The sequence below is a fragment of the Algoriella sp. genome (assembly GCF_036647415.1).
Lineage (GTDB): Bacteria > Bacteroidota > Bacteroidia > Flavobacteriales > Weeksellaceae > Empedobacter.
Genome location: NZ_JAVXKG010000001.1, coordinates 13158 through 38713, shown reverse-complemented (window position 1 = coordinate 38713; position 25556 = coordinate 13158). Strand labels below are relative to the sequence as shown.

The window sequence follows — 25556 nt, the reverse complement described above, 5'->3', positions numbered from 1 at the left end:
TACATTGAAAAATGAATGAAAATAGCGTTTTATATCCGAATAATTATTTCATATATTTTTTGATACTTTTAACTTGGGTATTATTAGAATTATTGATTTTTTATGAGATTTGGGATTTAGCATCTTTCATTATTTTATTTTTTGTAGCCATTCTCTTTTTTATTTTATTAATTAGAAATGGTGTAAAACTTTTTCAGAGTAGAAAACGATTAGACTTTAAGAAAAGAATTTTTAAATTCTTGTTTGTATTAACGATTTTATTTTTGACAATTTTTAAGTTTAATTATATACCACAAAATTTAATTGAACGATTTGATTGGATATTACTATATGATAAAAGAGTTAAAATTATTGAAGATATTAAGTTAGGGAAAATAAAGACAAATGTATACCAAAATAACTCGCTATATAGATTGCCTTATAAATACCCTATTGTTTCAAATTCTGGTAATGAGATAGTTATAGAAAAAGATAATAAAAATTTTTATACAGTAGAATTTTTTATCACAAGACCTATTTTTATTTCACCTGCTGCAAGAATTGTATTTACAGAATCAGAAGATGTTTCATCAGAGTTTGAAAAAAAAATAAAAGAAGATCCTACTCAAAATAAGAAACTTGAAAAAAATTGGTACAGAATTTCAGGTGATTAATACAAAAAACCACTTCATAAGAAGTGGTTTTTTATTGAATATTATTTTTGAGATGTAGCTTCTGGTTTAAGATATAAATCGAAGTAATCTGTAATTTTTTGCATCAAATGTACACGGTCTTTTCCACGAACATTGTGCTCATGTCCAGGATAAACAAAGTAATCCATTTGCACGCCATTTTTCACAGCTTCGCGAATAAAATCTATAGAATGTTGCCAAACTACCACATTATCTTGCGCTCCGTGAATCATTAATAATTTACCTTTCAAATCTTTTGTACGGTTAATTAAATTTGTGTTTTTGAAACCTTCAGGATTATCTTGTGGCGATTCCATGTAACGCTCTGTATACATTGCTTCGTATTGTTTCCAATCTAAAACTGGACCTCCAGCAACTCCAACTTTAAAAACATCTGGCTTACGCAACATAAAAGATGTTGTCATAAATCCACCATAAGACCAACCGTGAATTCCCATACGCTCTGCGTCTACAAAAGGCAAAGTTTTTAAGAAATCAACACCTTTCATTTGGTCATTCATTTCTGTAGTCGCTACATTTCCATGAATTGCTTGCTCAAATTTAAGACCTCTATTCGCCGATCCGCGTCCGTCCATTGTAAAGACAACATAACCTTTTTCTGCTAAATGATCGTACCAAAGATTTCCTGAAGCAGGAAAACGATTTGTGATTAATTGCGCATGAGGACCATTGTATAAATAAACGATAACTGGATATTTTTTCGATTGATCGAAGTTTGTAGGATAAATTAATTTCCCATACAAATCTGTTCCATCATCAGCTTTTAGCGTAACATTTTCTACTTTTGCTGTGTTGTAATTTGCTAATGGATTATTTGCTGTTAAGATATTTTGTTTGAATTTTCCGTTTGCATCTAACACATCAATTTTACGAGGCGTGTTATCATTACTCCAATTATCAATTGCATATTCTCCGTTTGATGAAACCGAAACATTGTGCGTTCCCACATCAGAAGTTATTTTGCGTAATTTTCCATTCTCCCAATTTACCGCATATAAATGACGATCTTTTGGAGAATCTTTTGTTGTCATTACCAAAAATTCTTTCTTTTTTACATTTTCACCAACAAGATCTGTTACAATCCAATCTCCTTTTGTGATTTGGTTTAACAATTTTCCATCTGTATTAAAACGGTACAAATGCATAAAACCATCACGTTGCGACCACCAAACAAACTCGTTTGTTTTTCCTGGAATAAAATGTAATTCGTTTTGAGGTTCTACATATTTTGCATCATCTTCTTTGAACAACGTTTTGATCAATTTACCCGAAACTGCATCATATTGATTCAATTCTAAATGTTTTTGATTACGAGAAAGTAAAGCGATATAAATATGTTTTTCATCTGGTGACCACGTAACCGAAGTTAAATAATGATCAACTTCTGGATGCGTTTCTAAGAATGTCGTTTTTTGAGTTGATGGATTATAAACTCCTAAAGTAACGGTGTGATTTTTAGTTCCAGCAAATGGATATTTGATGTTTTTGTTCACCGCAGGTTGTACAGACCAATCGATAATTGGATAATCTGTTACAACAGTTTGATCCATTCTATAAAACGCTACTAAATTACCTTTTGGCGAAATAAAAATTCCTTTGTGAATTCCGAATTCATTTTGATGAACCGATTTTCCATTTACAATTTCATATTTTCCATCTTTTGTAATTTGATGTGTTTTTCCTGTTTTATCAACAAAAAATAAATTGTTATCAATTACATATCCAACTTGATTATTCGTTGCGTCAAATTCTACATTTTCTGCTTTTTTTGGTAATGTCATCCAATCTGCTTGTTGTCCAGCAGTTGAAATCGTTTTGTAGCCAGTTTTTGTAGAAAAATAAGCTTGTTTATCATTAATCCAAGTAAGAGAAGGAATTCTTTTGTTTTCAAATTGAGTACTTCGTAAAATTGTATCAGTTTTAAGAGAAGGAACTTCTTTCTTGATTAAAGCTTCTCCATAAGACGTTTTTACATTTTGCGTAAATGCGTTCTGATTTGGAATCCATTGTACTTGACTCAGATTCTCGATGCGTAAATTCGTCGATAATCCAAGTACAGCATCCTCCATTGTGATGTTCTTTTTCTGAGCCAATAAAGAGGCGCTCAGTAAAAGTGTACTGAATAAAATTGTTTTTTTCATGTGTGATTTCTATTTCAAATGTTGCCCAAGGGCTTCTAAGTTTTTCTTTTCGTTACCAACAAATATTTTATCACCGTCAATTACAACTGGTCTTTTCAGAAAAGTATAATCAGATAAAATATAATTTTTGATGTCATCTTCAGAAAGTTCAACATCTTTCAATCCTAATTTTTTATAATTCTGCGCACGTCGAGAAAATAAAGCTTCGTAGCTCCCAGCTAAATTTTTCATTTCAATTAATTCATCTTCTGTAATTGCAGTCGATTTTATTTCGTGCAAATTGAAATCAGTAAAATCAAATTCTTTTAAAATTCGTTTACATGTATCGCATGTTTTCAAAAAAAATACTTCTTTCATTATCATTAATTTGTAAGGTTTTGTAAATATAAATAAGTTTCATCGTTTTCCGAATGATAAAGTAGATTGTGAATAGATATTTCAACTCGATAAAAAACTATCTTTGCATTATATGGAGGAATCTAATTTTATACGATTAAATAAATACATTAGTGAAAGTGGCTTTTGTTCGAGAAGAGAAGCAGATCAATATATAGAAAAGCGCGTTGTAATGATAAACGGTAGAGTAGCAAAGGTCGGAAGACAAGTGCAACCTAACGATGTTGTTACTGTAAATGGAATTTTGATTGAGCCAAAAGCAAAAGAAAATGCAGCATATATTATGCTAAATAAACCGGTTGGAGTAACATGTACTACAGATTCTGCAGATCCGGATAATATTATTGATTTTCTTTCTTTTGGTGAACGTATTTTTCCTATTGGACGATTAGATAAAGATTCTCAAGGTTTGATTTTACTAACAAGTGATGGTGATATCGTGAACAAAATTTTGCGTGCTGGTAATAATCATGAGAAAGAATATATAGTAACGGTTGATAAACCAATTACCGACGAATTTTGTACAAGAATGGCAAATGGAGTGCCTATTCTTAATGTTGTGACAAGAAAATGTAAGATAGAAAAAATTAGTACAAATGTTTTTAAACTTACCTTGATACAAGGTCTTAATAGACAAATTCGTCGTATGTGCGAATATTTTGGCTATTCTGTAAAAAAACTAGAACGTGTTCGTATTATGAACTTGACATTGAATGTTGGAGTTGGGCAACACCGTGATTTAACACAAGAAGAGTTAGCAGAATTGAATCGTTTGACAAAAGACTCAGAACAAAACGAAGAGAAGAAACAAGCAGCTAAATCAAAGAAGTCCTCGAGTAAGAAAGCTATTCAGATTTCACCAGATTTTAAAGATGCTAAAGGAAAAACGATTAAAAAATCAAAACCTAAATCAAAATCAAGTAGTTCTAAAGCAAGAGTTGGAAAAAGTAATCCGAACAAAACAAAAGGCGGTAAAGGAAGATAAGTTATGAATAATGAGAGGGTTAAAATAATTTTAATAAAATAGTTTTTGATTAAAGTCTAAAATAAAATAATATCTTAGCGCAATAATTTTAAACCTAAACAATTAAAATGAAAAGCCCTTTTTACACAATAGGATTAGCATCTCTTATATGCTTTTCTTACACAGCTGTGTCTGCACAGGACGTAGTTTCTTTCAAAAATTCTATTCAAGATGTAAAAGTAGAACCCTTAACAGGTAATGTTTTGGTAAAAACAAAAGATGGAATTTCTAGTATAAATCCAGAATCTAATAAAATAGATTGGACTTTAGATGTAAATAAAGTAAACAATGCAACAACTCTTAGTAAAGTTGCAAAAACATACGAGTCTTTACAAAATAATGAGTTTTCTAAAGCTTTTTCATCTAATACTGATTTAGAATTTATTCCGAATTCACCTTTCATTCAAGTTAAATTTGATAACAATAGTATTATCGTAAATGGAACCAATGGAGATGTTGTATTTAATGCAGCAGAGGCTGGTTATGTCATTTATACTACGTCATATATTCCTTCTAAAAAGCAGTTTTTAATTTTAGGACAAAAAGATAAAAACATTGATTTTATTAATTACGATTTATCTTCTAAAAAGAATAATTGGGTAAGCACAGTAGGTAATGTAGACAGTCTTGCAAAAGAGTTTGGTAATTTCCTTGGAAGCTTATTAAAAAATGATGTTAGTTTAGCAGAAAACAAAGTTCTTCTAAGCAATGGAACGATCTATGCTGGTATCAAAAATTTACTTTTTTCGTTGAATGCTGATAATGGAGAGATTAAATGGAAAACAGATTATCCGATTAATAACTTCTACACAAGTGGAAATGGAGATAAAATCATTACTGTTCTAAATTCGGGAGGAATTCTATCTTCAAAACAAAAACTTAATATTTTAGACGCTTCAACGGGGAATAAATTATGGAAAGATGATATCTCAACAAAATACATTTCATATTTGGAAGATCATGAAGATAAAATTTTGATTGCTCATCAATCAGGATTTAACTTTTACGATTACGCTACAGGAAATAAATTATGGAAAAAAGATGCCAAAGGAAAAGACATCAAACAAGTAATTTCTGTAGATAAAGATTATCTATATATTGCAGATAACGAAATGAATTTGATTGATAAAGACGGTCAAAATAAATGGAAGAAATTTGTAGAAATTGCAGATGATTCAGAAGATAAAGTACACTATTTAGGATCTGTAGCAAATAACAGAGTATTTTATTTAACGGATACTTATGGTAATATGGTTGATTATACTTCTGGGAAAAAAATCTGGAAAAAGAACATAGAGTTTGATAAAAAACGTCCATTAGTTTACGATGCAAAAGACGATAAATTTTTAGTTTATAATAACAAACGTATTTATACATTCAATGCAAATAACGAAGATAGTCCTAAACCAAAAGGAAAAATTGATGTAGAGAATGATAAAACAATCCAAAGTTTAGAATCTTATGATTGGGGAGTTGTTATAGTAGGACAAAATGACGTCATTGGATTAGATAATGAAGGAAATACTATTTACCAAAAATCATATAAAGAACCAGGAGAAACAGCGAGAAGGTTATTGAAAACAGGAGGTATAATAGGAACTTCTTATCTTGGATTAAAAAGTGGAATAAACAAAAGTATTGCGACAGCAGAAGTTGTTTACAAAGACAAAGACGGAAATGAGAAAAGAAGTAATCTTGTTTCAGAAGAGGCTAAAAATAGAATGCTAAATAAGGCAGATAATTTAGATGGTTATTCTGATATTATTAATAAAAATTTATTATCAGTTGTTAATAAACGTTTTAATGGTCTGAAACAAAGTAATAATTATGCGTTCATTCTTTCTAAAGGAGAAACTGGACCGGAGTTAGTAAAAATTCGTAAAAAAGATGGAGTTGAGGTTGCTAAAATTAATTTAGATTCAAACAAACCAATTTATGAAATAGATGCTGTAACAGACAATATTTATTATGCATCTGACAAGGATTTAAAAATTTACAAATAAAATTATCCAAGAATATAAAAAGACGAATCTAAGATTCGTCTTTTTTATTTTCATTTTTTACAAATGAGATTTTTATCATTTTAATCTATTCAAGAATCAATATCTTTATCAAATTGAAATCATAAAATCACATGAAGAAAATTGTATTATCATTACTTTTTTTGTCTTTATCATTCAGTTCGATTAAAGCACAAGAGAGTTTAACGTATCAACAACCTACAAAAGAAATTTTAGACTTAGCGATAGCTCCACTTCCTCCAGGAACATCGGTTGATGGTAAAGGAGAAAATGCTTTTTTATCGTATAAATCTCGTTACAAATCTATTGCAGAATTATCAGAGAAAGAATTACGTTTGGCAGGATTACGTATTAATCCAGTTACAAACATCAATTCTAGAGAGGTTTTTAATGAAAAAATCACCTATTTAGATTTAAAAACAGGACAAGAAAAAACAATTGCAGGTTTACCTACAGAAGGACGTTTTTCTAATCAATCTTGGAACAATGACGATTCTAAATTTGCCTTAACAAATACAACAGAAAAAGGAGTAGAATTGTGGATAGTTGATGTGAAAACGTTGAAAGCTACAAAAGTTTATGAAGATCAATTAAATGCAAATCTTGGACGCCCATTTAGTTGGATGTCAGATAACAAAACATTGATTGTGAAAGTTCTTCCATCAGATAGAAAACCTTTAATCAATACAGAAAAAGCTTTGCCTACAGGACCAGTAGTTTCTGTGAGTGATGGTAAAGAAGCACAAAATAGAACGTACCAAGATTTATTAAAGAATAAAAATGATGAATTCAATTTTGAGCAATTAGTACGTTCAGAATTATATAAAATTGATGCAGCAACAGGAGCAAAAACCAAATGGTTACCAGCTTCTATGTACACAAGTATTTCGAATTCGCCAGACGGAAAGTTCGTATTGGTTAATCAAATTAAAACACCATTTTCTTACATTGTAACATACGGAAGTTTCCCTGCTTCAGCGGATATTTATGATAATGGAGGAAAATTGGTTCAAAATATCAATAAGAAAGAATTACAAGAAGTTGTTCCAAAAGGTTTTTCATCAACTGTTACAGGAAAACGTAATTTAGCGTGGCGTTGGGACGCAGCAGCAACTTTATATTGGGTAGAAGCTCTTGACGGAGGAGATGCAAATAAACCAGCAGAATATCGTGATGCACTTTATCAATTACAAGCTCCATTTAGTGGACAAAAGCAAGAATTGGTAAAAGTAAAAGATCGTTTTGGAGGAATTTATTGGGGAAATAATAATGTAGCAATTGCTGTAGACGATTGGTACAATACACGTAATACAAGTTTTTATTTATTCAATCCATCTAATCCAAATCAAGAAGCGCAACGTTTCTTTAGTCGTAATGAGCAAGATGCTTACGGAGATCCAGGACAATTTGTAACAGATACAAATGAGTTTGGATGGCCAGTTTTAGCAATAAACAAAGATAAAGTGATGTTACAAGGACAAGGAGCTTCTGCAGAAGGAATTTTACCTTTTGTGGACGAATTAGATTTGAAAACATTAAAAACTTCTCGTTTATGGAGAGCTCAAAAATCGGATAAGTATGAGCAAATCATGAATGTGATTGATCCGAAGAAAGGAATTATTTTAGAACGAATTCAATCAAAAACAGAATATCCGAATTTATATGTTCGTAATATTTTTCAGAAAGGAGGGAAGCCAAAGCAAGTAACTTTCAATAAAAATCCTTTTGAAGCAATGAATTCAGTTTCGAAAGAATTAATCAAATATAAACGTGAAGATGGTGTAGAATTATCTGCAACATTATATTTACCACCAAATTATAACAAATCGAAAAAAGAAAAATTACCAATGCTAATGTGGGCTTATCCGCGCGAGTTTAAAGACGCAGCAACTGCAGGACAGGTAACAACTTCTGAAAATCAATTTGTTTCGCCATCTTACGGAGGTCCAATTTTTTGGGCGCTGAAAGGTTATGCTATTATGGATGACGCAGCTTTTCCAATTATCGGAGAAGGAAAACAAGAACCAAATGATACATACGTGCCTCAATTGGTTGCGAATGCAAAAGCAGCAATAGATGCAGTAGACAAATTGGGTTATATTGACAGAACACGCGTTGCGGTTGGTGGACATTCTTATGGAGCTTTCATGACGGCGAATTTATTAACGCACTCTAATCTTTTTGCAGCTGGTATTGCACGTTCAGGAGCATATAATCGTACATTAACGCCGTTCGGATTTCAGTCAGAACAACGTAATTATTGGGAAGCACCAGATGTTTACAACACAATGGCACCTTTCCAAAATGCGAATAAAATGAAAACACCTTTGTTGCTAATTCACGGAGAAGCGGATAACAATACAGGAACTTTTCCTATGCAATCTGAGCGTTATTTTAACGCTTTGAAAGGTTTAGGAGCAATCACTCGATTAGTTCTTTTACCACAAGAATCGCATGGTTACGCTGCCAAAGAATCTATTTTGCACACATTGTGGGAGCAAGATCAATGGTTAGAGAAATATGTAAAAAATAAAGGAAAAGATTCTGAAAAGAAGTAAATTTCAATAAGCTAAAAGCGATTCAGTTTTGAATCGCTTTTTTTGTTATATTTAATTATAACTTATATACAATGAAAATCAAAGTTTTATTCTTAATTATGATTACTTTTTCACAAGTTTTATTTGCGCAAAGCTTATGGAAAGTTGAATACGAAACATATGATAAAATCTTTTTTGATGAGAAAGATCCAGTTTATAAAGCAGAATTAGATAAAAATAATTCAACACCAAAGTATTATCAATTGCTTTTTGATGAGAAACAATCCTTTTTTAAAGAAATTGAGCGTATTGATAATAGTCAAAATAAATCTTCAACATCAATGAGCACAATTGATGATAATATTTACATTGATTATAAATCTGCACAATATAAAATAGAAGGAAATTATGCAAATAAAAATATTTTGATTGTAGATAATTTACCACAATATACTTGGAAAATTAGTAGAGATTCAAAAGAAATTTTAGGAATTAAAGTAAAAAAAGCAACTACAGAATATAAAGATTCTAAGATAGAAGCTTGGTTCGCATCTACGTTACAACCAAAAGGAGGACCGATCTTTTTCAATGGTTTACCTGGTTTAATTTTAGAATTGAAAGCTGTAACAAACTTAAAAGATGAAAGTTATGAAACAACTTTTAGAGCAATCAATATAAAAGAAGCGTCAAAAACCGAAACGATAAAAATTCCTTCAAAAGGAGAAAAGATGACACAAAAAGAAAAAGACGATTTCGTAAAAGAAGCGAATAGAAAAATGATGGAAGCTTATAGCAACAAAGTTGATAAAGGATAGGATTAAAACTAAAAAAACCACTTCTTACGAAGTGGTTTTTATTATTATTTTTGATGAGGTATTATAACATCTTCAAGAAGTTAACTTCAAGCTCTGTTAAAGCGCGGTATTCTCCACGACCTAAAGATTTTTTAGTTAAACCAGCAAAAGAAACTCTATCTAAAGCCTCTACAGAATAACCTTTTGTTTCGAAAATACGACGAACAACACGGTTCCAACCAATATGTAATTCAATACCTATTTCAGTTTTTGGACGTCCTTCGATAAAAGAAATATCATCTACAATAGCAATTCCTTCAGGAATTAAACGAACACCTTTCTTAATATCAGCCATATCATTAGCTGTTAATTTTTTGTCTAAGGTAACGTGGTAGATTTTTTTCATATCATGACTTGGATGCGTTAACTTTTTAGTTAAGTATCCATCATTCGTAAACAATAAAACACCTGTTGTTTGTCTATCTAAGCGACCAACTGGAAAAATACGCGCAGTTGTTGCTGTTTTTACTAAATCCATTACAGTTTGACGATCTTTTTCGTCTTTAGAAGTTGTAATAAATCCTTTTGGTTTATTCAATAAGAAATAAACATTTTTTTGCGAAGAGATTTTTTTCCCATCGAAACGCACTTCATCATCAGGTTGTACTTTGTAACCCATTTCCGAAATAACTTGACCATTCACTGTAACAATTCCAGTTTTGATCAACTCGTCGGCCTCTCTTCTGGATGCAATCCCTGCATTCGCTACATATTTATTTAAACGAATAGTCCCGTCGTCAACTGGTGCTTTTTTCAGTCTTTTAACAAATGGTTTTTCTCCAAATTTGTTAAACGGTTTTTTTGGTCCAAAACTTTTTTTACCATCTTCAGAAGGTTTAGCTCCTCCAAAACTTGGTTTGCTTCCGCCGAAAGATGGTTTTCCACCTTCAGTTTTTTTCGCACCAAAACTTGGTTTACTACCTCCAAATGACGGTTTTCCTTTCCCTCCGCCTGCTCTTGATGATGAAGAAGATGAATTGCTTCCTCCTTTACCACGATTGTTCCCGCCTTGGGAATTTCTGTCGTTGGATTGATTTCGTCTGTTATTCATTTGAATTTGATTATTTTATGCGCTGATTAAAATTTTGCGCAATAGTTTGCAAAGTTAAGGGATTTATTTCGATTAACACGATACTAAATACACCTGCGACAATCATTCCCTTAAAAAAATAATGTAAAATCTTATATTCTTGAGAAGTTTTTAACTTCCAAATCATTAGAAAAATGATGATAAAACAAAAATCTGCTCCAATAAAAAAGTATTTCATCGCACCAACATCATTCTTGTAAATGATGATAAAACCGATGATAATATCAATTAATAGTAAACCTGCGATAAGTACTTTTGTAAAATCAATACCATATTTGATTGGAATAGAATCGTAACCGTAAATTAAATCTGCTTTTTGTGACGTTAAATCTTTCACAATATCTGTAATCAAAAATAAAATAGTTACAAAAACAGCATGTAAAGCCAGATTGAATGTGAAATTGTCAAAATAAACCAATAATGCGAAAAATGGCATGACGCGAATGATAACTAAATAAAAGTTTTTTATCAATGCAAATCGATTGATTTTGTGGCTATAAAACCAAACTAAAAATTGATAAACAAGGAAAAAAATAAAAACTTTTAGCGAAATTAATCCTGCGATAATCAATGCAGAAGCATTTAATAGTATATAAACAGTTAACTTAAATCCTTGCGAAACCTGTTTTTGAAGATAAACTTGTAAAGGACGCTTGAGTTCGTCTTTTTCTAAATCATAAAAATTATTGATAATATAACCAGCCGCCACACAAAGTATCGAACATAAAATAATTCCGTCTAATCGTGGATTTGTCAACAATTGACGATGGCTAACTTCGGGCGCAAAAATAAAAAGTGCAGCAAGATATTGCGCCAAAATAAGCACAACCAAATTATAACCACGAACAACAGAAAATAATGCAATAATTTTTAGGATTATTTTCTGTGCGTTCATCGTTTATATTATTAAAATAAATTGTTTTAGAATTTGTAAATTACTTCGGTCTGAAAGTCTTTTAAGTAACTTTTTGCTTTGTCATAATCTTGAGTAAAACCAAGTACATAACCGCCTCCGCCAGAACCACAAAGTTTAAGATAATATGTATCTGTATCAATTCCCGTTTTCCAAGCGTTAACCAATTTTTGTGGAATCATTGGTCTGAAATGCTCATAGCCCCAAGCTGATAATTTCTGAAGATTTGCAAAAAATGGATTGTATTCACCTTTTACAAAATTCTCGATACACGCATTGTTGTATTTGATAAATTCTTCTTTCAATGTTTTACGGAAACCTTCTTTTTTCATTTTCTCGAAGAAAATATGAATCATCGGAGCAGTTTCTCCAGGAGTTCCAGAATTTATTAAGAAAACAGCACCTTTTCCGTTTGTATCTGCTTCAGGTAAACCAATTGTCGAAATATCATCTTTTGATTGGATCAGAAGTGGAATATTCATATAACAAATTAAAGGGTCAATTCCCGAGCTTTTTCCGTGAAAATAAGATTCTAATTGTCCAAATAAGACTTTTAGTTCACTTATTTTTTCTTTATTAAGATGTTGATTGATATCAATTTTATTGAATGCATATTTATCATAAATAGCGGCAACCAAAGCACCAGAGCTCCCTACGCCATATCCTTGTGGAATATTAGAATCGAAATACATACCATTTGCAACATCTTCTGAAAAAGATTTTGTATCAAATGTATCAGCAAAATTCTCTTCAAGAAATTTAGCATAATTTTTTAGGTGAGCATTTGATTGTTCCGCAATTTCAGACGGTTCAAACTTTAATGCACCTTGATAAAAATTATACGGAATTGTTAAGCCTTTCGAGTTTTCAATAATTCCATATTCGCCAAAAAGTAAGATTTTAGCATAAAATAATGGGTTTTTCATTCAATGATAAATTGGTTGTACAAATCTACAAAATTTAAGCCATTCTTTATAAAAATTATTGAAGAGAATTACTTTAATAAATTGTAAATCAAATTTGTTGTAGTTTACATGAGTAATTATTTTTTCTGTTAAACCACTATTTTGGAATATTATTTGCCAATTCTTTTGAAATGAAGCGAGTTAAAATCGTTTAATTGTTAAAATAAATCTTAAATCAAGATTAAAAAATAGGAAAGAGTACATTAAAATATATAAATTTGCGACATGTATATTACTGAATATATTTCGAATGAGATAAAACCTGGGAAGTTTGGTTATTCTCCCAATCAGCTTTTAGAAGTTGTGCAAGAGAATAAACTGACGCATTTGCCTATGTTTAAAGGTTTAGATTTTATAGGAAATATTTCTGAAGAAGATTTGATAGAGTTATCTTTTGAAAATAAGACTGTTGATTATACGTCTTATTTAGAGAATTTTTTTCTTACCGATTCTAGTACCCTTTTAGATGCTATTCAGATGATGTACACGAATCAAGCGAATATACTTCCAATTATCAACGAGCATTCTAAATACATAGGTTCGATAACAGAAAATGATATTATAAATACATTTGCAAATTTTCCTTTTGTATCTGCAGAAGGTGTTTCTATGTTGGTTTCTATTGCAGAAAAAGATTTATCGATAACTGCAATTTCTAATATTATAGAAGCGAATAATGGTAAAATATTAGGAATATTAATTGTTGGTTATAAAGAAGATAGCGCGTATGTTTTGTTGAAATTTAGTTCGTCAAATTTATTGACGATTGGCGAAACATTTGAACGCTATGGATACCAAGTGATTCAGAAATTTTATAACGACGAAAAACAAGAACTACTACAAAGTCGTTATGCACAATTATTAAAATATATGAATACCTAATGATAAAAGTTGCACTTTTTGGACAAAAAACAAGTACGTCTTTAGTTGATATTATCACACCTTTTCTTAATTATTTAGCTCAAAAAGAGATTTCTTATTGTGTAGAAAAGAATTTTTTAGAAATTTTAAAAGATTCGACTGACATTAAGTTAGATCATATCGAAACATACTCATCTTACGAAGATTTAGACAAATCAGTAAAATTTATGTTCAGTTTCGGTGGAGATGGAACAATACTTTCTGCAACAACATTTATTCAGGACTCGATGATTCCTATTATCGGTGTAAATACCGGACGTTTAGGTTTTCTTGCAACAATTAATAAGAGTGTATTGTTGGAGCAAATGGATAGTTTTTTTAGTGATGATTTTACTATTATTCCACGTACTTTGTTAACTGTAAAACGTAGTGATGGAGTAGAAATAGAGAATAATTTTGCCATTAATGAAGTAACAGTTGTACGCCGTGAAACAACAAGTATGATTACTGTTGATACATATTTGGATAACGAATTTCTTAATTCTTTTTGGTCAGATGGGTTGATTATTTCAACACCAACAGGATCTACAGGTTATTCATTAAGTTGCGGCGGACCAATTGTACATCCATCCAATCAAAATTTTGTAATTACACCAGTTGCGCCACATAATCTAAATGTACGTCCATTAGTTGTGTCAGAAGATGCGAAAATTGACTTAAAAATACGAAGCCGTGCCAACGAGTATTTCTTATCATTAGATTCTCGTAACTTTCCTTTAACAACTGACGTAGAGTTGACAATAACAAAAGCTGACTTCAAAATATTAATTGTTGAGGCTGTTGACGCGACTTATTTCACAACTTTGAGGGAAAAAATGCTTTGGGGATCTGATAAAAGAAATTAAAATTTACAATAAAACTTCTTAATTTTTGTTAAATCAGTTACGTTGAATTGACTTTTGTTTATATTTGTTCGAATTTAATAGATATCTAATAGCAAAAGCCGAAAAAATAACAGAATACATGAGAAGATTATTTTTGTTCGTTTTTATACTGTGTACTTCGCAAATGATTTTTGCGCAAAGACACGAACTCGGAGTTTTTGCAGGTGGAGCAAATGTGATTGGAGATATAGGTAAGGCTAGTTATATCAATCCGTTTCCAACAAAAACAGAACCAACTGGGAAGATTTTTTTGCCGATTTCTATAGGAGGTTTATATCGTTTTAATATAAATCCATATATGGGGTTTAGAGCGAATATATCTTATTCTAAAGTAGGCGCTAGCGATCACCGTTCAAAAGAGCAATATAAAATAGATAGAAATAAAAATTTCAGAAATACTATTGTAGAAGGATCTTTAATGTTCGAGTATAATTTCTTTAGTATCAATGATGATCAAGAATCTGCACAATCTCCTTATTTATTTTTTGGAGTAGGCGCTTTTTCATCAAAAGGAAAAGAATACGATTATAATGAGACAGAAAGTCAGATTATAGAAAAAACAAAATACAATACAAATTTATCGATTCCTTTTGGGGTTGGGTATAAATTTAGATTTAATTATAGTTGGATTTTATCATTTGAGACAGGTATACGTTATACAGGTTCAGATTATTTAGATTATAATACAGGAAAGTTTACAGACAATTTTAACAATGCAATTGCAGATGGAACTTTACCTCAATCAGAATTTGATAAAAGACAATTTGGAAACATGTCTAATAAAGATTGGTATGTTATATCAGGATTAACCTTAACATATAGTTTTGGTCGACCTGCATGTTATTGCGATTAAAAAAATGGAGATTAGTTTAGAAAACCAAATAGATAAGGATAATTTACCTAATCACGTAGCCATCATTATGGATGGTAACGGGAGATGGGCAAAGAAGAATGGAAAAGAAAGAACTTTTGGCCACAAAAGCGCTTTAGGAGCAGTACGCTCTTCTATAGAAACTTGCCGAAAATTAGGAATACAATATCTTACACTTTATGCTTTTTCTACAGAAAATTGGAATCGTCCAAAGCTTGAAGTTACAGTTTTAATGACTTTATTGAGTTCTGCTATCAAAAATGAAATAAAAGAACTTCATAAAAATGGTATTCGATTAAATGTAATTGGCGATATGTCAAAATTACCTCGTAAAGCCAACAAAGACTTAACAGAAGCAATGGAATTAACCAAAGATAATACAGGATGTGTATTAACCTTGGCATTAAGTTATGGTTCTAAAGAAGAATTATTAAGTGCAATAAAAACAATTGCACATCAGTATAAAGAAGGTGAAATAACTGATCAAGATTTTAATGAAGAATTAGTTCACAAAAACCTATATACTCACGATTTACCTATGGTAGATCTAATGATTAGAACGAGCGGAGAAACACGTATCAGTAATTTTTTGTTATGGCAAATTGCCTATGCAGAATTATATTTTACAGAAGTTCTTTGGCCTGATTTTAATGAAGAAGAATTTTATAAAGCCATTTTAAATTATCAAAACCGCGAACGCAGATTTGGTAAAATAAGCGAGCAATTAACGAACTAATCGAACTGAAACAGAGGATTATGAAGAAAATTTTTTGGACAATGTGCATGCTAGGTGCTTATATGGCACACGCGCAAGTAGTCGACTCTACTAAAAACATTGATTCAACTCAACAAGATAATTTTGTTATAGATTATGCAAATGCAAAAACATTTAAACTAAAAGATGTTCTTGTAACAGGAGATACCAAATTCTCTAAAAACCAAATTATCCGTTATGCAGGTTTTGCGATTGGCGAAGAAATAGAATTGCCAGGAACAAAAGTAAACAATGCAGTAAAAAAATTATGGAGATCAAATTTATTTTCGGATATTGATTTGTATGTAGCTAAAATAGAAGGTGACCAAGTTACTTTAGAATTAGCTGTAACATCTGTTCCAAGTTTAGGTGAAATCAAAATTAATGGGGTTAAAAAATCGCAACGCGAAGATTTAATCAAACAAAATAAATTAAACCCAGGTGTAAAAATTACACAAAGTTTAATCAATACTACGCGTAATAAAATCAAAGATTATTACACAGGTAAAGGTTTTCCGAACTCTACAATTGCTGTAGAACGTCAACCAGTAGCTGGTAAAGAAGAGGAAGAGAATCTTACTTTAAATGTATCGAAAGGAGAACGTGTAAAAATTAAAGACATTGTTTTTGAGGGAAATACAAATTTAACTGCGGCACGTTTACGTAAAAAAGGCTTTAAAAATACAAAACGTAAATCTATAAATGTTTTCAAGTCATCTAAGATGATTCCTGAAAAGTATCAAGAGGATTTAAAAACAGTAGTAGAAGAATACAAGTCTGTAGGTTTTAGAGATGCGAAAATTGTTTCACAAGAAATTCAAAAAGTAGACGATAAAAACCTTATCGTAAAAGTTAAAATAGATGAAGGAAAACCATATTACTTAGGTAATGTAACTTTTTCTGGTAACTCAATATTTACTTCAGAGCAATTACAACGTATTTTTTCATATAAAACAGGTGATCGTTATGATGCTGTAGGTATCAATAAAAAGGTTTCTGGTTCGGAAAAAGATGATGATATTTCTACTCTTTATATGGATAGAGGTTATTTGTTTGCAAGAGCAATTCCTGTCGAAAAAAGTGTAAAAAATGATACAATTGATTTAGATATCAAAATTTATGAAGGAGTACAGGCAACTTTAAACAAAGTAATCATTAATGGTAATACAGAAGCTCACGATCATATCTTATACCGTGAGTTACGTACAAAACCAGGCGATTTATTTTCTAAATCAGACATTAGACGTACAATGATGGAGTTAGCTGGTTTAGGTTACTTAGAGCCAACGCAAATTGTACCAGATATTCAGCCAAACTCAGAAAACAATACAGTTGATGTAGAATGGAAAGTTGCACCAAAATCATCTTCTCAAGTAGAATTACAAGGAGGATATGGAGCAGGTACTTTTATTGGTACATTGGGATTAACTTTTGGTAACTTTTCTATCAAAAATTTATTCAATAAAAAAGCATGGAAGCCTGTGCCAATGGGAGACGGACAGTCTTTATCTTTACGCGCACAAGCAGGTAATGGATATAAAAATTATAGTTTCTCTTTTACAGAACCATGGATAGGTGGTAAACGCCCAACAGCTTTATCAACATCTATTTATTATTCTCAATATGAACAAAGATATACAAGTGGAGTAAAATCTACATTAGATATCATAGGAGGATCAGTTGGTTTAACAAAGTTATTAACTTGGCCAGATGATTATTTCAGATTATCACATTCTATTGCTTATCAACGTTATAATTTTAATAATTATGAAATGTCAATAGGTAATTTAAGATATGAAAATGGTTCATCAAACAACTTAAACTATACAATTGGTTTAACACGTAATTCTGCAGGTCCAGATCCAATTTTCCCACAATCAGGATCAGAAATTAGTTTAGCTTTTACAACGACTTTTCCATATTCGTCGATAAATAATAAAGACTATTCAAATATCACTGATGTAGAGAAGTTTAAATGGTTAGAATATTACAAATTCAAAGCAAAAGCATATTTTTATAAAGAATTAACAGGGAAGTTAGTTTTAAAAGCTGGAGGAGAATTTGGAGTTTTAGGAACATATAATCGCAAAGTAGGAACAATCCCTTTTGAGCGTTTTTATTTAGGTGGAACAGGACTAAATAATAACCGTATGGATGGACGCGAAATTATCTCATTAAGAGGTTACGAAGATTCGTCAAATTCAGGTGGACAAAATGGAGATCTTACACCAGAAGGTGGAGGAACAATCTATAATAAATATACGTTAGAATTACGTTACCCAATCACAATGAGCCAAACAGCTAAAATTTATGCGTTAACTTTTGCAGAAGGTGGTAATGTTTGGAACAATACAAGCGAGTTTAAACCGTTTGAGTTAAAACGTTCGGTTGGTGCAGGTGTACGTATTTTTATGCCAGCATTCGGATTATTAGGATTTGATTTTGGATATGGACTTGATAAAGGATTTAATCAAACAGAACGTTCTGGTTGGCAAACTCACTTTATTATCGGACAACAATTCTAATCGTTTTATAATTTACCAAACGTTTTGGCATAATTTTAGAATTAACACAATAAGAATATGAAAAAATGGATTAGTTTTATAGCATTGTTTCTTGGATTAGCAAGTTTTACATTTGCCCAAAAATTTTGTTACGTCGATTCACAGTATATTTTAGAAAATTTACCAGAATATACATCATCGCAAAGTAGATTAAAATCGCAAACAGAGTCTTGGCAAAAAGAAATTCAGCAAAAACAAGAAAATTTAGCTAAATTACAAGCCGAATTTGAAGCTGAAAAGATTTTGTTAACAGCCGAACAAGTAAAAGAGCAAGAAAAAAAGCTTGCGGAAGAGGTTCAAGCTGTAAAATCTTTACAAGACAAACGTTATGGGCCAACTGGAGATTTAGTAAATTTACGAAGATCAATGGTAAAGCCATTACAAGACCAGATTTACAATGCAACAAAAGAAGTTGCAGATAAAAGAGGATATAGTTTTGTATTTGATAAAGGAAGCGATTTGATAATGATTTATACAGATCCAAAATTTGATATTAGTCGTGAAGTTTTACAAACTCTAAAACCAGAGTTAAAAGAACAACGAAATAATACAAATAAGAATAGCAATAGCAATACAAAAGGGACGTCAACGTCTAAGAATAAGAAATAAAACAAGAAAATAATTTAATAAACAAACTAGAAAATGAAACAAATTAGATTGATAGCTGTATTTACAATGATGGTTTTTGGTAGCGTTTTAACTTTCGCACAAGAATTAGCTCATATTGATACACAAGCCGTGATTGATGCAATGCCAGCTTACAAAAAAGCTGAAGCTGATTTAGAAGTACTTGGTAAAAAACACCAAGATAAGATTGCAGCATTACAAGGAGAGTACAAAACATTTATGGAAACTGCTCAAAAAGACTTAGCTGGTAAATCTCAAGAAGAAGCACAAAAGTTAATTGCTGCTAATAAATACCAAGAAAAAGAGCAAGAATTACAAAAAAAATACGAAAGTTACGCTAAAGCTGCACAAGAAGAAATGGCTGCAAAAGAAAAAGCTTTAATGGAGCCTATCGAAAAAAGAGTAATGGAAGCAATCAATTCTGTTGCTGCTAAAAAAGGAATTAAATATGTTTTACCTGCAGGTGTATTAGTTTACAAAAACGGAGGTTACGATTTATTTAACGACGTTAAAAAAGAATTAGGATTATAATAATCCATTTTTATTAATATCTTTAAGCCACTATTTTAGTGGCTTTTTTTATATCTATGAAGAAAATATTAATCACCGGAGCAAATGGACAACTAGGACAATCTGTTTTAGAACAATCTAAAAATTATAAAGAAATTGAATGCTTTTTTGCAACACAAGATCAGTTGGATATTACAAATCTAGAATTGATAAAGACTTATTTTGAAGATAAGAATTTTGATTTTGTTGTAAATTGTGCAGCTTACACAGCAGTTGATAAAGCAGAAGATGATCAAGAAAAAGCATTTTTAGTGAATGCAAAAGCTGTGGAATATTTAGCTAAAATTACAGCAGAAAAAAATATTCCTTTTATACATGTTTCAACAGACTATGTTTTTGATGGAACAGAGGCTAAACCTCGCTTGGAAACAGATCAAACAAATCCGATTGGTGTTTATGGTGAAACAAAATTGCAAGGAGAGGAGTTTGCTTTAAATAACAATTCCCAAACAATTATTTTACGTACAGCTTGGGTATACTCAAGATTTGCAAATAACTTCGTTAAAACAATGCTTAGATTGTTTAATGAGAAAGATTCGTTGTCTGTGGTATCTGATCAAATTGGTTCGCCAACAAATGCATTAGATTTGGCAAAAGCAATTTTAGATATTATTTCGAAGGATGAACTAACGTTTGGAATTTTTAATTATTCTAACGAAGGAGAATGCTCTTGGTTTGAATTTGCACAAAAAATTAAAGAATTTTCAGGTTCTTCAATAGAGATTAATTCTGTAGATTCTTCTGCTTATCCAACAAAAGCAAAACGACCAGCATATAGTTTATTAGATAAAACAAAAATCAAAGAAATATATCAAGTTGATGTTCCGAATTGGGAAGAAAGTTTAAAGCAAGAATTAAAACATTTAGTATAAAATCTAAATTTTAAACCAAATAAAAAGCTCGAGAATTTCTCGAGCTTTTCTTTTATATGTAAGATTATTTATTAATCTAAAATCTCAAAACGAGTATAAGGCTGTAAAGCTTTTGGTATTTTTACTGTTCCATCAGCAAGCTGATGATTCTCTAAAATAGAAGCTAAAATTCGTGGTAAAGCCAAAGCAGAACCATTTAAACTGTGTGCTAATTGCGTTCCATTTTCGTCTTTGTAACGTAATTTTAAACGATTTGTTTGAAATGTTTCAAAATTAGAAACAGAAGAAACTTCTAACCATTTTTCTTGTGCTTCCGAAAAAACTTCAAAATCATACGTTATTGCAGAAGCAAAACCTGTATCTCCACCACAAAGTCTCAAAATACGGTAAGGTAATTCTAACGCTTCCAACAATCCTTTTACATGTTCTACCATTGAGTCCAATGCAGCATAAGAATTTTCTGGCTTTTCGATGCGTACAATTTCTACTTTTTCAAATTGGTGCAAACGGTTCAAACCTCTTACGTCCTTTCCATAAGAACCAGCTTCGCGACGGAAACATGGAGAATATGCTGTCAATGTAATTGGTAATTCCTCAGCTTTTACCAACACATCGCGGTAAATATTTGTTACAGGAATTTCAGATGTTGGGATTAGATACAAATCATCTTCTCCAATATAATACATCTGTCCTTCTTTATCTGGTAATTGTCCAGTTCCATATCCAGAAGCCTCATTTACAACGAATGGAGGTACAATTTCTGTATAACCAGCATCTGCGTTTGTATCTAAGAAAAATTGAATTAAGGCACGTTGCAAACGAGCACCTTTTCCTTTATATACAGGAAAACCAGCACCAGTAATTTTAACACCTAATTCAAAATCAATAATATCGAATTTTTTAGCAAGATCCCAATGAGGCATATTGTTTGGTTTGGCAATAGCATCACCATATTCAAAAACAATTTCATTGTCTTCCGCATCTTTACCAGCTTTTACGCTTTCATTCGGTACATTAGGAATTTGATATAAAATCTCTTTAACGGAGTTTTCGTAAACAGATAATAAATCTTGTAACTCTTTTGATTGTGTTTTTAAATCAACAGTTTTATTTTTTAATTCATTAGCCTCTTCCGATCTTCCATCTTTAAACAAATTACCAATTTCTTTTGCTAATTTGTTGGATTCAGCTAATATATTATCCAATTCAAATTGAGTTTTACGACGAAGTTCATCAACAGTTAAAACTTCATCAACAAGATTTAAGTTTTTGAAGTTACGTTTTTTAAGTCCTTCAATTACACGATCTTTGTTTTCTTGAATGTAAGAAACTACTAGCATATCTTAATTAATTTTATACAAATGTATAAATAATTAATTTTTTTGTTGAATGTTTAAATGATTAACTACAAAAAATGCTAACATTTTATAGATTCTTAAGTATTAATTTGACTAAAATAAATAAAAAATCTACTTATTTTATTTTACAAATAAAAACACAAAATTGTAAAATAATAAATAAATAGTTGACTTTGAGTTTTTTACATTTTATTTAAAACGAAAATTGAATTACAATCATATTACATTTATTTTACACGCTAAAACTTTGATTTCGAAATATCTTTGGTAAAGAAAATTAATCGAAAATTATTAATAATTAAAACAATAAAACAATGAAAAAATTTTTCGCAGTAGTTGCAGTAGCAGCTTTATCATTAGGAGCAGTATCTTGTGGAGAGAAAAAAGCAGAAGAAGCAGCAGCAGTAGTTGATTCAGCAACAGCTCAAATCGATTCAGCAGCAGCAGTAGTAGATTCAGCAGCAGCTAAAGTTGATTCAGCAGTTACTAAAGTTGATTCAGCAGTTACAGCAGTAGCTCCAGCTACAACTGAAGCTCCAGCAGCAGCTCCAGCAAAATAATTTGAAATAACATTCAAATCATATAAAGGAACCACTCATAAGATGAGTGGTTTTTTTATGCCGTTTTGCGATGTAAATAGCGCGTTAATTTAATAGAAAGGTCTAAAAGAATTATTTTAGAATTTCCATTTCGCTCTATATGATAAGCCGCTTCGTTAATTTCGTTTAATATATCTTGGATATTCTCACCATGTATAAAAGGTGCAAAACCTTGCCATTTAAATCCTTCTGCATTAATTTCTAAAAAAACTAAATCATTTGTTTGATAAGTTTTAAGTAATGCTTGACGAAAAATCTCTGAACAATAATTCAAGAAATCTTTTTGTTCGCTTCTCGACCAACTTGCAATTTGGTTTGACCAATCAATCAAATCTTTCAGCACTGTTGGGGTTTTAGCTGCCATAAAGGCTTTACGAACCCAAGTCACAAAATATTTATCAAACAAATGTTCGTCATCATTTAGTTGATGAATTGCTTCGCGTAAATTTCCTTGTGATAAAAATGCAATATGTTGTGCCTTTTCTGGATTAATATTTTTATGATTAATCAAATAGTCTTTGATAGAACTCTGAGATAATCGTGGAATTTTGACCAATTGACAGCGTGAAATAATGGTTTGTAACAACAAATCTTCGCGTTCAGTTACCAATAAAAACAATGTCTTTTGAGGTGGTTCTTCTAAAATTTTTAATAATTTATTGGCAGCAGAAGTTGTCATTTTTTCTGGTTGCCAAATAATCATAATTTTATATCCGCCTTCATAACTATTTAAAGCCAATGTTTTTACGATTTCATCAGATTCGTCAACGGGAATTACGCCTTGTTTTTTTTCAATTCCCAAATGTGACATCCAATCGGTTAAATTTCCGTAGACACTTTCGTCTACAAAACTTCTCCAATCATTTAATAGATACTTCGCAAGTGGTTTTTTTACCGAATCTGTTGCCGAATAAGGAAATGCAAAATGCAAATCTGGATGTTGTAGTTTATCAACTTTCAAATTACATTGATTATTGTCAATACCACATAAAACCTCACGAGCATAAGCAATAGCCAAAGCTAAAGCTCCCGAACCTTCTGGTCCAGCAAACAATTGTGCATGACTAATTCTACCATCTTTTATAGATTGTTGAAGTTTGGTTTTAACCTCTTCTTGACCAATTACGTTTTCCCAAAGCATAAGCCAAAGTTACTATTTTTATTTTTCTGAATTAATCAAAGTTTTTAATAGATTGATTTCTTCTAGATTAGCAATTCCAGAATTATCAATAAGTGCGGATGAATGAAAATAAGTAGCGTTTGTAAACGAATCAATTTCTTGAATATTTGTAGAACGTAAACCACCTCCAGGCATTATTGTAATGCGGTTTTTAGCTTTTTTAACAAGAGTTTTCAGTGTTTGTTTTCCATCATTTACATTATTAGCCAAACCAGAAGTTAAAATGGTTTTGAAACCTAATTTAATGACTGTTTCTAATGAATTTTCAAGATCAGAAGTTCTATCGAAAGCACGATGAAGGCTACAAGGAAAAGGTTTTGCGAGCTCGATTAGTTCTTGATTTCGTTCAAAATCTATTTCATTTTCTTTATTCAAAATTCCGAAAACAAATCCATCAACTCTGAAATTTTTAATCAAGATAATTTCTGATTTCATTTGTTCAAATTCTTCATCAGAATAACAAAAATCTCCACCACGAGGGCGAATCATGATCATAATTTCTTTTTCAGTTTCTTTTCTTAATGCTTTTATATCAATCAAAGTAGGTGTAATTCCGCCAGCAGAAACATCGGCACATAATTCTATTCTATCTGCTTCAGATTTTGATGCAACCAATGCAGATTCAAGATTGAAACAAGCGATTTCTAATTTTTTCATTTTGTAATAGATTTTCCGTTAATCAAACGATTTCCTGTTTGATCGTAAACAGCAAAGTTAAAGCCTGGATGAATACAATACGAACCATATTCGCCTTGTTTATTGATAGCGATAAAACCAACTTGTATATTTTTAAGGTCTTTTTTACGAGATTGTGTTAATTTAATAATTCGATTAACAGCTTCTTTACAGGCATTTTCGGGAGAATATCCTTGACGCATTAATTCTACAACCAAATGACTTCCAGCAATACGAATCACTTCTTCGCCGTGACCAGTCGCTGTAACAGCACCAATTTCGTTATCAACATACAAACCAGCACCAATAATTGGCGAATCGCCTACACGACCATGCATTTTATACGCCATTCCGCTCGTAGTACAGGCTCCTGAAAGATTTCCATGCGCATCTAAAGCAATCATTCCGATTGTATCATGATTCTCGATGTTGATTGGTAATTGATAATTAGTATCTTTTAACCATTCTTTCCATTCTTTTTCGGAAATATCAGTCAATAAATTTTCTTTTTTAAATCCTTTTTCCAAAGCAAATTGTAATGCTCCATCTCCAACTAGCATCACATGTGGAGTATCTTCCATCACTTTTCGAGCAACGGAAATAGGGTGTTTAATGTTTTCTAAAGAAGCAACAGAACCAATATTTGCCTTATCGTCCATAATACAAGCATCTAATGTTACAATTCCGTCGCGATCTGGGCGACCACCGTAGCCTACGCTTCGTTCATTCGGATCAGCCTCTACAATTCTAACTCCTTTTTCTACAGCATCAAGAGCAGTTCCATTATTATTCAAAACTTCCCAAGCCCCTTTATTGGCTTCAATTCCAAAATCCCATGTTGATAAAACAATTGGTTTATTCACTTTTGTAGCTCTACTTTTTTTAGAATTTTGTGCGTTCAAATCTAATTTAGATGTTCCTAAAAGCAAACTTAAAGCACCCAAATTTTTAATAAAATTTCTCCTATTACTCATATTGTTGTCGATTTCGAATTGTGTTGATAACAAATATAATTCATATTATTGTATATCAGTTATCTGATAAATAG

General features: G+C 31.1%; 23 protein-coding genes. 14 read left to right on the top strand and 9 right to left on the bottom strand.

Translation table 11 applies throughout. From position 1 onward, the window contains the following. Positions 1 to 11: 11 nt before the first annotated feature. Positions 12 to 653, top strand: a complete 642-nt coding sequence (locus RSC72_RS00170; RefSeq protein ID WP_332566055.1) for a hypothetical protein — start codon at positions 12 to 14, stop codon at positions 651 to 653. Positions 654 to 694: 41 nt separating this feature from the next. Here the strand turns inward: RSC72_RS00170 and RSC72_RS00165 are convergent, their stop codons facing one another. Both RSC72_RS00165 and RSC72_RS00160 read right to left on the bottom strand, forming a co-directional pair. Next, on the bottom strand, positions 695 to 2833 hold the full coding sequence (locus tag RSC72_RS00165; RefSeq protein WP_332543576.1) for a S9 family peptidase: 2139 nt from the start codon (positions 2831 to 2833) through the stop codon (positions 695 to 697). A gap of 9 nt (positions 2834 to 2842) precedes the next feature. After that, complete coding sequence (locus tag RSC72_RS00160; protein ID WP_332543575.1) at positions 2843 to 3190, bottom strand: arsenate reductase family protein; 348 nt, start codon at positions 3188 to 3190, stop codon at positions 2843 to 2845. A 112-nt stretch (positions 3191 to 3302) separates the two neighbouring features. On the opposite strand from RSC72_RS00160, the gene rluF reads away from it, so the two are divergent. From rluF to RSC72_RS00140, 4 genes are all read left to right on the top strand, one after another. Continuing rightward, positions 3303 to 4214 (top strand): 23S rRNA pseudouridine(2604) synthase RluF, encoded by a 912-nt coding sequence (gene rluF / locus RSC72_RS00155; protein ID WP_332543574.1) that lies wholly within the window; start codon positions 3303 to 3305, stop codon positions 4212 to 4214. A gap of 107 nt (positions 4215 to 4321) precedes the next feature. Beyond that, positions 4322 to 6256, top strand: a complete 1935-nt coding sequence (locus tag RSC72_RS00150; protein WP_332543573.1) for a hypothetical protein — start codon at positions 4322 to 4324, stop codon at positions 6254 to 6256. A 131-nt stretch (positions 6257 to 6387) separates the two neighbouring features. Then, positions 6388 to 8832 carry an alpha/beta hydrolase family protein gene (locus RSC72_RS00145; protein WP_332543572.1) on the top strand — a complete coding sequence of 815 codons (2445 nt, stop codon included), beginning with the start codon at positions 6388 to 6390 and terminating at the stop codon, positions 8830 to 8832. 71 nt (positions 8833 to 8903) lie between these two features. Beyond that, positions 8904 to 9626 carry a GLPGLI family protein gene (locus RSC72_RS00140; protein ID WP_332566054.1) on the top strand — a complete coding sequence of 241 codons (723 nt, stop codon included), beginning with the start codon at positions 8904 to 8906 and terminating at the stop codon, positions 9624 to 9626. A gap of 61 nt (positions 9627 to 9687) precedes the next feature. Here RSC72_RS00140 and RSC72_RS00135 read toward each other — a convergent pair whose 3' ends face one another. Genes RSC72_RS00135 through RSC72_RS00125 form a run of 3 tightly spaced genes read right to left on the bottom strand, consistent with a single transcriptional unit; the run spans position 9688 to position 12594 of the window. Next, the gene (locus RSC72_RS00135) at positions 9688 to 10716 is read right to left on the bottom strand and encodes a pseudouridine synthase (protein WP_332543570.1); all 1029 of its coding nucleotides are present in this window, start codon (positions 10714 to 10716) and stop codon (positions 9688 to 9690) included. 10 nt (positions 10717 to 10726) lie between these two features. Beyond that, on the bottom strand, positions 10727 to 11650 hold the full coding sequence (locus RSC72_RS00130; RefSeq protein WP_332543569.1) for a geranylgeranylglycerol-phosphate geranylgeranyltransferase: 924 nt from the start codon (positions 11648 to 11650) through the stop codon (positions 10727 to 10729). A gap of 26 nt (positions 11651 to 11676) precedes the next feature. Continuing rightward, on the bottom strand, positions 11677 to 12594 hold the full coding sequence (locus tag RSC72_RS00125) for a mevalonate kinase family protein (protein ID WP_332543568.1): 918 nt from the start codon (positions 12592 to 12594) through the stop codon (positions 11677 to 11679). Between the two features lie 264 nt (positions 12595 to 12858). Between RSC72_RS00125 and RSC72_RS00120 the strand changes: the two genes are divergently transcribed. The 8 genes from RSC72_RS00120 to rfbD all read left to right on the top strand — a co-directional run bounded on the left by RSC72_RS00120 (position 12859) and on the right by rfbD (position 20696). Then, positions 12859 to 13515 (top strand): CBS domain-containing protein, encoded by a 657-nt coding sequence (locus RSC72_RS00120; protein ID WP_332543567.1) that lies wholly within the window; start codon positions 12859 to 12861, stop codon positions 13513 to 13515. After that, entirely contained in the window at positions 13515 to 14399 is an 885-nt protein-coding gene (locus RSC72_RS00115; RefSeq protein WP_332543566.1) for an NAD kinase, read from the top strand. Before RSC72_RS00120 ends, RSC72_RS00115 begins: the two co-directional genes overlap by 1 nt. Before the next feature lie 118 nt (positions 14400 to 14517). Next, positions 14518 to 15291, top strand: coding sequence for a type IX secretion system protein PorG (porG, locus tag RSC72_RS00110; RefSeq protein WP_332543565.1), 774 nt, complete (start codon positions 14518 to 14520; stop codon positions 15289 to 15291). 10 nt (positions 15292 to 15301) lie between these two features. Beyond that, the gene (locus tag RSC72_RS00105; RefSeq protein ID WP_332543610.1) at positions 15302 to 16045 is read left to right on the top strand and encodes an isoprenyl transferase; all 744 of its coding nucleotides are present in this window, start codon (positions 15302 to 15304) and stop codon (positions 16043 to 16045) included. 20 nt (positions 16046 to 16065) lie between these two features. Next, complete coding sequence (bamA, locus tag RSC72_RS00100) at positions 16066 to 18588, top strand: outer membrane protein assembly factor BamA (RefSeq protein WP_332543564.1); 2523 nt, start codon at positions 16066 to 16068, stop codon at positions 18586 to 18588. 57 nt (positions 18589 to 18645) lie between these two features. Next, positions 18646 to 19236, top strand: a complete 591-nt coding sequence (locus RSC72_RS00095) for an OmpH family outer membrane protein (protein WP_332543563.1) — start codon at positions 18646 to 18648, stop codon at positions 19234 to 19236. Positions 19237 to 19269: 33 nt separating this feature from the next. After that, on the top strand, positions 19270 to 19785 hold the full coding sequence (locus RSC72_RS00090; RefSeq protein ID WP_332543562.1) for an OmpH family outer membrane protein: 516 nt from the start codon (positions 19270 to 19272) through the stop codon (positions 19783 to 19785). A gap of 56 nt (positions 19786 to 19841) precedes the next feature. Then, complete coding sequence (rfbD, locus tag RSC72_RS00085; protein WP_332543561.1) at positions 19842 to 20696, top strand: dTDP-4-dehydrorhamnose reductase; 855 nt, start codon at positions 19842 to 19844, stop codon at positions 20694 to 20696. A gap of 71 nt (positions 20697 to 20767) precedes the next feature. On the opposite strand, the gene serS is transcribed toward rfbD, so the two are convergent. Continuing rightward, on the bottom strand, positions 20768 to 22036 hold the full coding sequence (gene serS, locus RSC72_RS00080) for a serine--tRNA ligase (protein ID WP_332543560.1): 1269 nt from the start codon (positions 22034 to 22036) through the stop codon (positions 20768 to 20770). A gap of 332 nt (positions 22037 to 22368) precedes the next feature. Here serS and RSC72_RS00075 point away from each other — a divergent pair, with 332 nt between their 5' ends. After that, a complete protein-coding gene (locus tag RSC72_RS00075; protein ID WP_332566025.1) occupies positions 22369 to 22614 on the top strand; it encodes a hypothetical protein in 246 nt (81 codons plus the stop codon). Positions 22615 to 22669: 55 nt separating this feature from the next. On the opposite strand, the gene RSC72_RS00070 is transcribed toward RSC72_RS00075, so the two are convergent. From RSC72_RS00070 to RSC72_RS00060, 3 genes are read right to left on the bottom strand one after another with little or no spacing between them, the layout of a single operon-like run. Next, positions 22670 to 23794, bottom strand: a complete 1125-nt coding sequence (locus tag RSC72_RS00070) for a DNA polymerase III subunit (protein WP_332543558.1) — start codon at positions 23792 to 23794, stop codon at positions 22670 to 22672. A gap of 18 nt (positions 23795 to 23812) precedes the next feature. Beyond that, the gene (locus RSC72_RS00065) at positions 23813 to 24490 is read right to left on the bottom strand and encodes a copper homeostasis protein CutC (RefSeq protein WP_332543557.1); all 678 of its coding nucleotides are present in this window, start codon (positions 24488 to 24490) and stop codon (positions 23813 to 23815) included. Beyond that, entirely contained in the window at positions 24487 to 25482 is a 996-nt protein-coding gene (locus RSC72_RS00060) for an isoaspartyl peptidase/L-asparaginase family protein (RefSeq protein WP_332543556.1), read from the bottom strand. Before RSC72_RS00060 ends, RSC72_RS00065 begins: the two co-directional genes overlap by 4 nt. Positions 25483 to 25556 lie beyond the last annotated feature (74 nt).

Coding starts and splice junctions, on each gene's coding strand:
- RSC72_RS00170 (WP_332566055.1), top strand. CDS start 12: ATGAATGAAAATAGCGTTTTATATCCGAATAATTATTTCATATATTTT.
- RSC72_RS00165 (WP_332543576.1), bottom strand. CDS start 2,833: ATGAAAAAAACAATTTTATTCAGTACACTTTTACTGAGCGCCTCTTTA.
- RSC72_RS00160 (WP_332543575.1), bottom strand. CDS start 3,190: ATGAAAGAAGTATTTTTTTTGAAAACATGCGATACATGTAAACGAATT.
- rluF (WP_332543574.1), top strand. CDS start 3,303: ATGGAGGAATCTAATTTTATACGATTAAATAAATACATTAGTGAAAGT.
- RSC72_RS00150 (WP_332543573.1), top strand. CDS start 4,322: ATGAAAAGCCCTTTTTACACAATAGGATTAGCATCTCTTATATGCTTT.
- RSC72_RS00145 (WP_332543572.1), top strand. CDS start 6,388: ATGAAGAAAATTGTATTATCATTACTTTTTTTGTCTTTATCATTCAGT.
- RSC72_RS00140 (WP_332566054.1), top strand. CDS start 8,904: ATGAAAATCAAAGTTTTATTCTTAATTATGATTACTTTTTCACAAGTT.
- RSC72_RS00135 (WP_332543570.1), bottom strand. CDS start 10,716: ATGAATAACAGACGAAATCAATCCAACGACAGAAATTCCCAAGGCGGG.
- RSC72_RS00130 (WP_332543569.1), bottom strand. CDS start 11,650: ATGAACGCACAGAAAATAATCCTAAAAATTATTGCATTATTTTCTGTT.
- RSC72_RS00125 (WP_332543568.1), bottom strand. CDS start 12,594: ATGAAAAACCCATTATTTTATGCTAAAATCTTACTTTTTGGCGAATAT.
- RSC72_RS00120 (WP_332543567.1), top strand. CDS start 12,859: ATGTATATTACTGAATATATTTCGAATGAGATAAAACCTGGGAAGTTT.
- RSC72_RS00115 (WP_332543566.1), top strand. CDS start 13,515: ATGATAAAAGTTGCACTTTTTGGACAAAAAACAAGTACGTCTTTAGTT.
- porG (WP_332543565.1), top strand. CDS start 14,518: ATGAGAAGATTATTTTTGTTCGTTTTTATACTGTGTACTTCGCAAATG.
- bamA (WP_332543564.1), top strand. CDS start 16,066: ATGAAGAAAATTTTTTGGACAATGTGCATGCTAGGTGCTTATATGGCA.
- RSC72_RS00095 (WP_332543563.1), top strand. CDS start 18,646: ATGAAAAAATGGATTAGTTTTATAGCATTGTTTCTTGGATTAGCAAGT.
- RSC72_RS00090 (WP_332543562.1), top strand. CDS start 19,270: ATGAAACAAATTAGATTGATAGCTGTATTTACAATGATGGTTTTTGGT.
- rfbD (WP_332543561.1), top strand. CDS start 19,842: ATGAAGAAAATATTAATCACCGGAGCAAATGGACAACTAGGACAATCT.
- serS (WP_332543560.1), bottom strand. CDS start 22,036: ATGCTAGTAGTTTCTTACATTCAAGAAAACAAAGATCGTGTAATTGAA.
- RSC72_RS00075 (WP_332566025.1), top strand. CDS start 22,369: ATGAAAAAATTTTTCGCAGTAGTTGCAGTAGCAGCTTTATCATTAGGA.
- RSC72_RS00070 (WP_332543558.1), bottom strand. CDS start 23,794: ATGCTTTGGGAAAACGTAATTGGTCAAGAAGAGGTTAAAACCAAACTT.
- RSC72_RS00065 (WP_332543557.1), bottom strand. CDS start 24,490: ATGAAAAAATTAGAAATCGCTTGTTTCAATCTTGAATCTGCATTGGTT.
- RSC72_RS00060 (WP_332543556.1), bottom strand. CDS start 25,482: ATGAGTAATAGGAGAAATTTTATTAAAAATTTGGGTGCTTTAAGTTTG.